General features: G+C 71.2%; 13 protein-coding genes and 1 pseudogene. 8 read left to right on the top strand and 6 right to left on the bottom strand.

Annotation, left to right across the window (positions count from 1 at the left end; all coding sequences use genetic code 11):
* Positions 1–53 precede the first annotated feature (53 nt).
* From ACFWFI_RS13725 to ACFWFI_RS13710, 4 genes are all read right to left on the bottom strand, one after another.
* Complete coding sequence (locus ACFWFI_RS13725) at positions 54–389, bottom strand: DUF2516 family protein (RefSeq protein WP_033298647.1); 336 nt, start codon at positions 387–389, stop codon at positions 54–56.
* 116 nt (positions 390–505) lie between these two features.
* Positions 506–1189 carry a hypothetical protein gene (locus tag ACFWFI_RS13720; RefSeq protein ID WP_387388918.1) on the bottom strand — a complete coding sequence of 228 codons (684 nt, stop codon included), beginning with the start codon at positions 1187–1189 and terminating at the stop codon, positions 506–508.
* Positions 1190–1217: 28 nt separating this feature from the next.
* On the bottom strand, positions 1218–1727 hold the full coding sequence (locus tag ACFWFI_RS13715) for a helix-turn-helix domain-containing protein (RefSeq protein WP_387388916.1): 510 nt from the start codon (positions 1725–1727) through the stop codon (positions 1218–1220).
* A gap of 148 nt (positions 1728–1875) precedes the next feature.
* Entirely contained in the window at positions 1876–3000 is a 1125-nt protein-coding gene (locus ACFWFI_RS13710; RefSeq protein ID WP_387388913.1) for an FAD-dependent oxidoreductase, read from the bottom strand.
* A 58-nt stretch (positions 3001–3058) separates the two neighbouring features.
* On the opposite strand from ACFWFI_RS13710, the gene ACFWFI_RS13705 reads away from it, so the two are divergent.
* The 8 genes and pseudogenes from ACFWFI_RS13705 to ACFWFI_RS13670 all read left to right on the top strand — a co-directional run bounded on the left by ACFWFI_RS13705 (position 3059) and on the right by ACFWFI_RS13670 (position 8843).
* A complete protein-coding gene (locus tag ACFWFI_RS13705) occupies positions 3059–3751 on the top strand; it encodes a TetR/AcrR family transcriptional regulator (RefSeq protein WP_387388910.1) in 693 nt (230 codons plus the stop codon).
* 393 nt (positions 3752–4144) lie between these two features.
* Positions 4145–4747, top strand: a complete 603-nt coding sequence (locus ACFWFI_RS13700) for a DinB family protein (RefSeq protein ID WP_387388907.1) — start codon at positions 4145–4147, stop codon at positions 4745–4747.
* 75 nt (positions 4748–4822) lie between these two features.
* Positions 4823–5167, top strand: a complete 345-nt coding sequence (locus ACFWFI_RS13695; protein ID WP_387388904.1) for a hypothetical protein — start codon at positions 4823–4825, stop codon at positions 5165–5167.
* Between the two features lie 40 nt (positions 5168–5207).
* Complete coding sequence (locus ACFWFI_RS13690; RefSeq protein ID WP_387388901.1) at positions 5208–5543, top strand: deoxyxylulose-5-phosphate synthase; 336 nt, start codon at positions 5208–5210, stop codon at positions 5541–5543.
* 50 nt (positions 5544–5593) lie between these two features.
* A complete protein-coding gene (locus ACFWFI_RS13685) occupies positions 5594–6082 on the top strand; it encodes a MarR family winged helix-turn-helix transcriptional regulator (protein ID WP_387388898.1) in 489 nt (162 codons plus the stop codon).
* An 89-nt stretch (positions 6083–6171) separates the two neighbouring features.
* Complete coding sequence (locus ACFWFI_RS13680; protein WP_387388896.1) at positions 6172–7710, top strand: MFS transporter; 1539 nt, start codon at positions 6172–6174, stop codon at positions 7708–7710.
* Positions 7711–7737: 27 nt separating this feature from the next.
* Positions 7738–8230: pseudogene (locus ACFWFI_RS13675) on the top strand (pyridoxamine 5'-phosphate oxidase family protein).
* Positions 8220–8843 carry an HAD-IA family hydrolase gene (locus ACFWFI_RS13670; protein ID WP_387388894.1) on the top strand — a complete coding sequence of 208 codons (624 nt, stop codon included), beginning with the start codon at positions 8220–8222 and terminating at the stop codon, positions 8841–8843. Before ACFWFI_RS13675 ends, ACFWFI_RS13670 begins: the two are co-directional and overlap by 11 nt.
* Here ACFWFI_RS13670 and ACFWFI_RS13665 read toward each other — a convergent pair.
* Positions 8824–9456, bottom strand: a complete 633-nt coding sequence (locus ACFWFI_RS13665; protein ID WP_387388892.1) for a TetR family transcriptional regulator — start codon at positions 9454–9456, stop codon at positions 8824–8826. The genes ACFWFI_RS13670 and ACFWFI_RS13665 overlap by 20 nt on opposite strands.
* Positions 9453–10262 carry a TetR/AcrR family transcriptional regulator gene (locus ACFWFI_RS13660; protein ID WP_387388889.1) on the bottom strand — a complete coding sequence of 270 codons (810 nt, stop codon included), beginning with the start codon at positions 10260–10262 and terminating at the stop codon, positions 9453–9455. The genes ACFWFI_RS13665 and ACFWFI_RS13660 overlap by 4 nt, the downstream gene beginning before the upstream one ends.
* Positions 10263–10322 lie beyond the last annotated feature (60 nt).

Below are 10322 nucleotides of genomic sequence, written 5' to 3'. Positions count from 1 at the left end.
ACCTACGCGCACACGCCCGGCTCCCGCCCCGGTGCCGCCTCACCGGCAGGCGCTCAGCGCCCGCCGTTGTAGGGGCCGTACGGACCGTCGCTGCTGGAGCCTCCGCGACGGCCGCCGCCGCCCGACACGGCCTTGATCGCCGGCCGCACGTCCACCATGAAGACGATGGACGCGATCACACCCGCGATCTGCAGGAACAGGATCGGAATGACGAGGTTCACGAAGACGGTGACCCCGAGGATGATCAGCCAGAAGGACTTCTTCTGCTTGTCCGCGGCCCGATAGGCGTCCTCGCGCGCCGTCACGGCGAAGACCAGCGCGACCACGGCCAGGACGAGCATGGCCAGGTACAGCAGCTGGAGGAACGAGCCGAATGCTTCGAGCAACACGGTGAGCACCGCCTAGTCAGTGGATGAGCGCCTCGCGGCCAAGGTACCGGGACAACGACCCGGGCACCCCCAAAGGTGCCCGGCCCGCTCTTCCGGCATTCCTGGAACCGCTCCGCCTACTTCGCGGAAGGCGGAGTGGTCTTCTTCGCCACGGGCTTGCGCACGGGCGCCGTCTTCTTCGCCGTCGCGGCGGGCGCCGCCTTGGACTCGGCGGCCTTCGGCGCGGGCTTCTTCGCGGCGGGGGCCACCGGCTTCGCGGGGGCCACCGGCTTCGCGGAACTCACCGGCTTGGCGGGAGTCACCGGCTTCGTCGCCGTTTCGGACTTCTGCTTCGGCACCGACTTCGGCTCCGCCTCGACGACCGCGGCGATCTCGACGATCTCCTCGGCCGTCTCGCCGCGCCAGGTCCGCACGGTCTGCTCGCCGCGCTCGGCGACCTTCTCGTACGTCTCCCGGGCGCGGACCGCGTACTCGGCAGCCACACCCACGCTCCGCAGCGCCAGGTCCTGGGCGGTCTCGCCCCACTTCTTGAGGTCGGTGTCCAGCGTCCCGAAGACCTCGGTCACCTTCGCCTGCACGGTGGCCTGGGCCTCCTTGGCCTGCGTGGTGACCCGCTCCTGCACGGCCTTCGGGTCGGTGTTGCGCACCGCCTCGAACCGCTCGGGCGCCTCGGCCCGCAGCTGCTCGATCAGAGCCGGGACCTTGCGCGCCTGCTCCACGGCGAGGTCGGCCGTGCCGGCGGCGAAGTAGAGGGGGGTGGGGTCGGTGAGGGTCTTACGCAGGTCATCGGTGATGGCCATGACTGTGGTCCTCCCGGATCATCAGAAGTCAGTTCGCTGGTGGGTCTGCATCACTGCCGCCGGCCGTGCGGGGGCCGCGGGCATCCGGACGGGCACCGTTCGCGTCACCGGTGCCGCTGTCCGCGTCGGCATCGATTCTGCTCTCCGCATCGGCGGCGCCGTGGAACTCGGAGCCGGTGTCGGGTGCGACATCGAAACCGTTCTCCCGGCGGAAGGAGTCGTAGATCTGCAGCAGCACGTTCTTCTGCCGCTCGTTGATCGACGGATCGGCCAATATGACCGCCCGCGTCTCCAGCTCCTCCCGCTCCCGCTCATCGAGGATCCCGGCCCGCACATAGAGCGTCTCCGCCGAGATCCGCAGGGCCTTGGCGACCTGCTGCAGCACCTCGGCGCTCGGCTTGCGCAGACCGCGTTCGATCTGGCTGAGATACGGATTGGACACCCCGGCGGCGTCGGCGAGCTGCCGCAGGGAGAGCTGCGCGGTACGCCGCTGCTCACGCAGGTACTCGCCGAGATTGCCGACGTTGAGTGATGCCATGCACCGATGGTGCCTCACCCTTGCTAACTATTGCAAGCGCCTGCTTGCAAAAGTGTTCCGCGCCATGCCGCGGAAGGGTTGCGGCGGTGCCGTGCTGTCTCGTGAAGCCACGGCGAGCTGCTGATGCTGGTGCTCTCGCGCTTGGCAGTCAGGATGGCTGGACTTCGTCGAAGAGGGCCAGGGCTTCGGCCGGGTCCGGGCTCACGAGGCGTTCCAGACCGGCCGTCGTGATCTTCGCCCACCTGCCGGCCCGTGCCCACATCTGTTTCTCGAAGGCGCGGACGGCCTCATCCAGATCCCCAGGGCTGGTTGCGCCGGCGATGGACTCGGCGAGTTCGGCGCCCTCCAGCATCGCGAGGTTCGCGCCCGCTCCCAACGGAGGCATCAGATGGGCGGCGTCGCCCAGGAGCGTCACCCCGGAGACGTGGGTCCACGTGTGGGACACGGGCAGAACGTAGAGAGGGCGGTGGACGAAAGCGGTGCCGGGGCGAAGGAGGTCGAGGACGGGAGCGGCCCATCCGTCGAACAGAGCCAGCAGCCCCGACCGAACGGCCTCGACGTCGGCCAGGTCCAAGTTCGCGTGCCAGTCCAGCGGCGCACGGAACTGGGCGTACACCTTGACGTGGCCACCGCTGTTGCGCTGGGCGACGAGAGCCCGGTTCGCGCCGTACACCGCCACGGAACCGTCGCCGACCAGCCGGGCGAGGTCGGGATGGAGGGCGTCGACGTCGTCGAGGGAGGTCTCGACATAGGTGACGCCGGTGTACTGCGGCGTCGCCGACGAGACCGCCGGGCGGACCCGGGACCAGGCACCGTCCGCGCCGATCACCAGGTCGAACGTCTCCTGCCGCCCGTCCGCGAAATGGACCAGCACGCCATCCCGGCTCTCCGGCACCACCTCGGTCACGACCCGCCCCCACTGAACGTCCAGAGGCCCGAGCAACAGGTCACGGAGCTGCCCGCGGTCGATCTCGGGATTGGCCCGGTCACCCGGACGAGGTCGCCAGTCGCGGAGGACGGTCCCGTCCGTGCCCAGGATGCGCATGGCCTGCCCCTCGGGACGGGACAGCGCCTGGAACTCCGCCAGCAACTCCGCCTTCTCCAGCGCCAGTTGACCCAGCCCCTCGTGCAGGTCCAGCGTGCCGCCCGCGGGACGGGCGTCGGGGGCGGGGTCGCGTTCGAGGACGGTGACGAGGTGACCATGGCGGTGCAGGACGCGGGCGAAGGCAAGGCCGGCAGGACCGCTCCCGACCACTGCGATGCGATGTCTCATGTCGATACACTGTATTTCCTCGTTACGTTGCATCGCAACAGTTGCGTACGGTGTGACCATGACTGTCTGGGACCGGCCTGAGCCGCCGACTCAACCCGTGCCGCTCGACCGGGAGCGGATCGTCGCCGCCGCCATCGCGCTGGCCGACGAGGGCGGGCTGGAGGCGGTGTCGGTACGCAAGGTGGCCGCCCGCCTGGACGCGGGCCCGATGCGGCTGTACAGATACATCTCCAGCAAGGAGGAGCTGTTCGACCTCATGGTGGACGAGGTCCAGGCCGAGATCCTCCCCGAGGAACAGCCCGGTGACTGGCGGGAGGCGCTGCGCGTCCTCGCCCAGCGCACCAGGAAGGCCGCTCTCCGCCACGCATGGCTGGCCGACCTGCTCGGCGGTCGCCCGGCCATGGGTCCGAACGGCCTCGCCGTGGCCGAGGCCACGCTGTCCGCCTTCGACAGCCTCGCCGACGTCGACACCGCCATGCGCGCCGTGGAGACGGTAAGCGCCTACTTCATCGGCGCGATCAGGCGCGAGACCGCGCACCTGCGGGCCGAGCACGCCACGGGCCTGTCCAAGCACGACTGGCAGCGCGCCCACGGCCCCCACATGTCGAGCATGCTGGCCACCGGCCGCTTCCCGGCGCTGGCCAAGGTCGTCCACGACGCCACGGACGTGGACGCCGAGACATCCTTCGCAACCGGCCTGGACTGGGTCCTCGACGCCGTGGCCACCAAACTCGCCCGGCCGCCGGCGTGACGCTCAACTCTTGCCGAATGTGAGCGAGGCCGGGGTCGCTGTCCACGGGCCGTGCGGGCCTGCGCCGCCACCATGAATCTCGCCGAAGGCCCCTCGCATCGCCTCAGCAGCTAAGAGTCACGGCCCAGCGTCGGGGGATCGCGGCGGACAGTGCAAACACTCGGACGTGGGCGATCCGATCGCGGTGTTGCCGACGGCAGCTCCCGCTCAAGCGGGCGCAGCACCGTGCATCTCCACTGAGCCGCCCGGCTTCGCCCCCCGGTCGCTGGGAAGCTACGGACGCCTAAATCGGGCATTGGCACGCACCATCCGTCCGCAACCTCCCAACGGCCCTCGGCGCATCCGGGCCCCCGGGCTTCCGCGAAACGGTCCTGGAGGGGCAGGGTTGGCGCCATGACCGCACCTGACGCCAAGGCCGACCTCCACTTCTACCTGCAGTCGGCCCGCGACGCACTGCTCTGGAAGCTCGAAGGGCTCTCCGAGTACGAGGCCCGACGCCCCCTGACGCCGACCGGCACCAACCTCCTGGGCCTGGTCAAGCACGTGGCCAGCGTGGAACTGGGCTACCTCGGCGACACGTTCGGGAGGCCGTCCGGCGAGCCGTTGCCGTGGGTAGAGGACGGGGCCGAGCCCAACGCGGACATGTGGGCGACCGCCGACGAGTCACGCGAGCAGATCGTGGGGCTCTACCACCGGGCCTGGGCCCACGCGGACGCGACGCTCGACGCGCTGCCCCTGGACGCGGTCGGCACCGTCCCGTGGTGGCCGAGCCACCGGGCCGAGGTGACGCTGCACCATGCCGTGGTCCGCGTGATCGGCGATACGCACCGGCACACCGGGCACGCAGACATCGTCCGGGAGCTCATCGACGGCGCCGTGGGGATGAACAAGGGCAACGACAGCATCCCGCCGGGCGACGCCGCGTGGTGGGCGGACCACCGGAGCCGGCTGGAGCGCGCGGCCCGCGAGGCCGACCGGGATGCGCGAGATGCGTGACGCCGCGGAACGGTGGACGACGTCCGGGAGGCCGGGCGGGCTCGCTCGGGCCGCCGGTCCCGTGGCGTCGGGCACATGAGCGACCTCCTGCCTCTCCTCGTGCTCGCGGGCGCACTCGCCGCCGTCATGGGCTTCTTCCGGTGGCTGGCGTCCCGCGTAAGGCGGCGCGGTACCGCCGGTGCGGCCATCAGCGCGGCACTGGCGTCCTACGACGAGGCCTTCCGGGTAACCGCCCATGACGCCCACCACGAGATCCGGGCGCAGGCCGAGCGCAAGGTCCCACTGCTCTCACCCGACCGCCCGTGGGAGACCGGCCGCGGCGGTGGGCCGACGCCGCGGGAACGCCCGCGGCCCCGGCGGTCCGGGCTGCGGCGCCGGGCCGGGCGCCTGTGGCGTGGGCGCCGGGCGGGGGCCACGTAAACCGGTCGAGCTGCCGGGGCGCGCGACCTACTCTGGCCACATGCCTCCCGCCAGGACCTCGTACGTCTGCCTGCCGTGCAGGGCCTCGTACAAGCAGCCCTACGACAGGGAGCGTGCGGACCGCGCCTGCCCCCGGTGTGCCGGGACGCTGATCCATGCCGGGTCCGCCTTCGCGGCGCCACGTCGGCGGGACACCTCGGCGTGGCGCGCGCTCTCGGTGCTGCTGCAAGCAGGCGTCCGCTTCCACAAGAGCTGCTGCGGCGGCCCGGGCTACCGCCCGCGCACGCTGCGCGAGGTGAAGGAACGGATGGCGCACGCCGAGCGCACCGGGGAGCCGTTCGCGAGAGCCCTGGTCCGGCACGAGCTGCCGCAGTAACGTCCCTTGGCGGACTATCTACCTCGGTACGAATTGTTACGCTGGTCGGCATGACCGCCCTGACTCCCGCCCGCACGGCGCCCGACCTGTCCTTTCTCCTCGACCACACCAGCCATGTCCTGCGGACCCGGATGGCGGCGGCGCTCGCCGAGATCGGGCTGACCGCGCGCATGCACTGCGTCCTGGTCCACGCCCTGGAGGAGGAACGCACCCAGATCCAGCTCGCGGAGATCGGCGACATGGACAAGACCACGATGGTGGTGACCGTGGACGCCCTGGAGAGCGCGGGGCTCGCCGAGCGGCAACCCTCCAGCCGCGACCGGCGGGCCCGGATCATCGCCGTCACCGAAGAGGGCGCCCGGATCGCCGTGCGGAGCCAGGAGATCGTCGACCGGGTGCACCGGGACGCCCTGGGCGCACTCCCCGACGGCGACCGCGAGGTCCTGCTGCGCGCCCTGAACGAGCTGGCCACGGGTCACCTGGCCACCCCCTCCGAGAACCCCCGGCCGGTCCGGCGGGCGCGCCAGGGGCAGAGGTAACCACCCCGGACCGGACCGTTAAATATAGTCTGCAACAAAACCATCTGCTACGGTCACTCCTGTCGACCCGTTCCGACAGGAGAAGACCGATGGCCGTTGATGCCCCGCGCAATGCTTCAGGCACGTCCGAACCCACCGCTTCCGAAGCCGCCGCTTCCGAACTCCCCGCTCCCGAACTCCCCGCTCCCGAACCCGCCGTCTCCGAAACCCTGGCGTCCGGGCCGGCCGCCCGGACCCGTGGCCTCGCCCTCGGAGTGATCGCCGCCGGGATGCTGACGCTCACCCTCGACGGCTCGATCGTGACCGTGGCGATGCCCACCATCCAGGGAGACCTCGGATTCACCTCCGCCGGCCTCAGCTGGGTGGTCAACGCCTACCTGATCGCCTTCGGCAGCCTGCTCCTGCTCGCGGGCCGGCTCGGCGACCTCATCGGCCGCACCCGCATGTTCCTGGCAGGCACCGCCGTCTTCACCGTCGCCTCCCTGCTGGCCGGTGCGGCCACTACCCCCGCAATGCTCATCGCCGCCCGCTTCCTCCAGGGGGTCGGCAGCGCGATGGCTTCCGCCGTCGGCCTGGGCATCCTCATCACCCTGTTCAGCGAGCCTCGCGAACGGGCCAGGGCCATCGCCGTGTTCGCCTTCACCGGGGCGGCGGGCGCGTCCATCGGGCAGGTGCTCGGCGGGATCCTCACAGATGCCCTCAGCTGGCACTGGATCTTCTTCATCAATCTGCCGATCGGCATAGTGGCTCTCCTGGTCGCGCGGAGGGTCCTTCCCGCGGACCGGGGCATCGGGCTCGCCGCGGGCGCCGACGTCATCGGAGCCGCCCTCGTCACGGCGGGTCTGATGCTGGGGATCTACACCGTGGTCAAGGTCGAGGAGTACGGCTGGATCTCCGCGCCCACCCTGGGCCTCGGGGCAGTCTCCCTCGCGATGCTCGCGGCGTTCGTCGTCCGCCAGGCCACTGCCCGGACCCCGCTCATGCCCCTGCGCATCCTGCGTTCACGCAGTGTCGCCGGGGCCAACCTGGTCCAGGTCCTCATGGTGGCCGCCCTGTTCTCGTTCCAGATCATCGTCGCGCTGCACCTGCAGAAGGTCCTCGGGTACGGCGCCGCCGAGACCGGTCTCGCCATGCTCCCGGCCGCAGTCGTCATCGGCGGCGTCTCCCTGGGGGTCTCGGCCCGGCTGAACGCCCGGTTCGGCGAGCGCACCGTGCTGCTGGCCGGGATCGTCCTGCTGATCGGCGCGCTCGGGTTCCTCACCCGGATCCCGGCGGACGCGCGGTACGTGACCGACGTGCTCCCCGTGATGCTCCTCGCCGCCGGCTTCGGGCTGGCGCTTCCCGCGCTGACGGCACTCGGGATGTCCGGCGCGGGCAAGGACGACGCCGGTCTCGCGTCCGGGGTCTTCAACACCACCCAGCAGATCGGCATGGCCATCGGCGTCGCGGTGCTGACCACGCTGGCGGCGGGCCGGACCGACCGCATGCTCGACGACGGCCACCGCCGGGCCGAAGCGCTGACAGCCGGTTACCAGCTCGCGTTCACCGTCGGCACCGGTCTGCTCGTCGCTGCCTTCGCCGTGGCGTTCCTCGTCCTGCGCCCCGCCTCCTCAGCCACACGCCCCTGAAGTCCCGGACCCTGAAAGGTGCGCTCCATGAAGCCCCTCGGAGAAACGAAGAGCAAGCCCGCTCCCCAGCCCCTCACCGACCAGGCCCTCTCCCGGATCCTTCGGGAACAGCAGTTCGGAGTTCTCGCGGCCGTCCGCTCCACGGGCCACCCCCATCTGTCGACCGTGCTGTACCGCTGGGACGGCGAGGAGCGCGTCCTGCGCGTCTCCTCCGCCGCGGACCGCCTCAAGCCCCGCATTCTGCGTCGCAACCCGCACGCCTCCCTGCATGTCCAGGGCGCGGACGCCTGGTCGTTCGCCGTGGCGGAAGGCGTCGCGGGAGGTGTCGGAGCCGACCACGGAGGCCGGCGACCCGGTCGGACGGGAACTCCTGTCCCTGACACCGGGGTTCGACGACCCGGCGGAGGAGCGCGCCTTCCTGGAGGAGATCGCGGCCGAGCGGCGCCTGGTGATCAGGATCCGCGTGTCGAGGCTGTACGGGGCCGCCCTGGACGTGACGGGACCGGCCGGTGACGCATGACCTGCCCTACGACGCCGTGCTGTGCGACCTCGACAACGTGGTCCGCTTCTACGACGTGACGCACCTGGCCGCACTGGAGCGGGCGGCCGGCCTGCCCGAGGGCACCACGGAGGACATCGCCTACGCCCCCGAGGTCGACCTCCCGCTCCTCCTGGGCCGGATCACCCTGGAGGAGTGGGTCGAGGCCATCACCCTCGGACTCGCCGGCCGGGTCGGCGCGGCGAAGGCGCGGGAGCTGGGCCGGGCCCTCGCGGGCGCGCCGTTCCGGGCGGACGGGAAGTTGGTGGCCCTGCTGCACCGGATACGGGCCCGTGTGCCGCTGGTGCTGGTCACCAACGCCACCCTGCGGCTGGACGAGGACCTCGCCGCCCTGGGGCTCACCGGCCTCGCCCACCACGTGGTCAGCAGCGCCGTCGAAGGGGTCGCGAAGCCGGACCCCGCCATCTACCGGATCGCCGCCGCACGGGCGGGCGTACCGATGGACCGGTGCCTGTTCGTGGACGACAGCCGGGAGAACGTCGACGCGGCCGTCGCGCTCGGCATGACCGGCGTGCATTTCCGCGAACCGGCAGACCTGCACGTGCCGTTCGGCCTCATTCGGAGCGAGGCGTGAGCAGCCCGTTCCCCAGCTGCACGAAGGCGCGGGCGGCAGCCGCCACCGCGTCCCCGTACACCTGGTCGGCGCTCTCCCCCGCGTCGATCCGCCGCCAGTTCTCGTCGGCGAGGATCCGCAGTACGGCGACGATCTGGCCGGCGGCGAGCCGCGCCGCCACCGGGGCGCCGGGGTCCAGGGCACGGGCGAGCGCCGCTTCGGAACGGCTCTGGTAGCCGTACAGCCGGGCGACGAGCGACGGGGTTCCGTAGAGCAGCCGGTGGAAGGCCAGCACCTGCGGGACGTCGCAGAGCCCGGTCACCGGGTCGCGGCGGTCCAGACCGTCCAGGAAGTGTTGGCGCAGGGCGTCCAGGGGGGAGATGCCGTCCGGCCTGCCGGAGACGACACGGGCCGCCTCGTCCTCGTGGTCGGCGAACCGGTGCAGGACCAGGTCCTCCTTGGCCGGGAAGTACCGGAACAGCGTCGGCTTCGAGATGTCGGCCGCCGCCGCCACCTCGGCCACCGAGACCTTGTCGAAGCCCCGTTCGAGGAACATCGAGATCGCGGCCTCGGAGACCGCCTGGTAGGTCAGCCGCTTCTTGCGTTCGCGCAGGCTGGTCTTCTCGGAGCTCATGACGGCGCGCCCTTCCTGATGAGTACCTCGACCCCGTCGAGCACCCGCTCGAGACCGAACACGAACTCGTAGTCGGGCTCGTCCGGCTCGCTCATGACCTCGGTGCTCAGCAGCCTGGACAGCGCCGGATGGCGGACGGGATCGACGAGCCGATTCACCGTCCGCTCCCACTGCGCCATCACCTCCAGGGCCGGGACGCCCTTCGCCTCGACGGCGGCGGCGAGGTCGCTCATCAGCAGGGCCTCGTTCCGTACGAAGCCCGAGACGAGGAGGATGACGGAGATCTTGTCGCCCTCCTCCAGCCCGCTGCCCTCCAGCGCCTGGAGGCCCTGCTCCCACCAGGCGACCGAGTGCGGGCTGGCCGGCGGACCCGAGATAGGGATGCGCAGGGACCACAGGTTGCCGTGGAACATGCGCCGCTGCGCCCACGCCCATTCGCCCAGCGCCTCGCGCCAGCCCGCCCCGGACTCCAGCGCAGGCAGGGGCGCCGGCTCGCCCATGGCCGCCTCCTGCATGAGGACGTAGAGCTCCTCCTTGGCGGAGACGTAGCGGTAGAGCGCCATGGTGGAGGCGCCCAGTTCCTTCGCGACCCGGCCCATCGAGACGGCGGAGAGCCCTTCCGAGGCGGCGACCGCCACGGCCGCCGCGACGATGCGGTCCAGCGTCAGGCCGGGCTTCGGTCCCTTGACCGGGCGGTCGCGCAGGCCCCACGCGGCCTCGATGCTGGCCGGCAGTCCGGTGCCGCCCGACGCACTGCTGTTCTCCGTCACCCGAAGCCGCCTTCCCCAGTACTGGCTTGCCACCATCCTAAGTTTGCGTAATGCTTACGCAGTAACGCGTACGCCATACGCAGAAGGGGGATCATC

Origin of the sequence: Streptomyces sp. NPDC060209, from assembly GCF_042728155.1 — a bacterium.
GTDB lineage: Bacteria > Actinomycetota > Actinomycetes > Streptomycetales > Streptomycetaceae > Streptomyces.
This window is presented reverse-complemented; position numbering and strand designations above follow the sequence as displayed.

What these genes read in the sequence shown, in the direction of transcription:
- ACFWFI_RS13715 (WP_387388916.1), bottom strand. Translation starts at nt 1,727, where the DNA reads ATGGCATCACTCAACGTCGGCAATCTCGGCGAGTACCTGCGTGAGCAG.
- ACFWFI_RS13695 (WP_387388904.1), top strand. Translation starts at nt 4,823, where the DNA reads ATGAGCGACCTCCTGCCTCTCCTCGTGCTCGCGGGCGCACTCGCCGCC.
- ACFWFI_RS13665 (WP_387388892.1), bottom strand. Translation starts at nt 9,456, where the DNA reads ATGAGCTCCGAGAAGACCAGCCTGCGCGAACGCAAGAAGCGGCTGACC.
- ACFWFI_RS13660 (WP_387388889.1), bottom strand. Translation starts at nt 10,262, where the DNA reads ATGGTGGCAAGCCAGTACTGGGGAAGGCGGCTTCGGGTGACGGAGAAC.
- ACFWFI_RS13720 (WP_387388918.1), bottom strand. Translation starts at nt 1,189, where the DNA reads ATGGCCATCACCGATGACCTGCGTAAGACCCTCACCGACCCCACCCCC.
- ACFWFI_RS13700 (WP_387388907.1), top strand. Translation starts at nt 4,145, where the DNA reads ATGACCGCACCTGACGCCAAGGCCGACCTCCACTTCTACCTGCAGTCG.
- ACFWFI_RS13685 (WP_387388898.1), top strand. Translation starts at nt 5,594, where the DNA reads ATGACCGCCCTGACTCCCGCCCGCACGGCGCCCGACCTGTCCTTTCTC.
- ACFWFI_RS13680 (WP_387388896.1), top strand. Translation starts at nt 6,172, where the DNA reads ATGGCCGTTGATGCCCCGCGCAATGCTTCAGGCACGTCCGAACCCACC.
- ACFWFI_RS13710 (WP_387388913.1), bottom strand. Translation starts at nt 3,000, where the DNA reads ATGAGACATCGCATCGCAGTGGTCGGGAGCGGTCCTGCCGGCCTTGCC.
- ACFWFI_RS13690 (WP_387388901.1), top strand. Translation starts at nt 5,208, where the DNA reads ATGCCTCCCGCCAGGACCTCGTACGTCTGCCTGCCGTGCAGGGCCTCG.
- ACFWFI_RS13705 (WP_387388910.1), top strand. Translation starts at nt 3,059, where the DNA reads ATGACTGTCTGGGACCGGCCTGAGCCGCCGACTCAACCCGTGCCGCTC.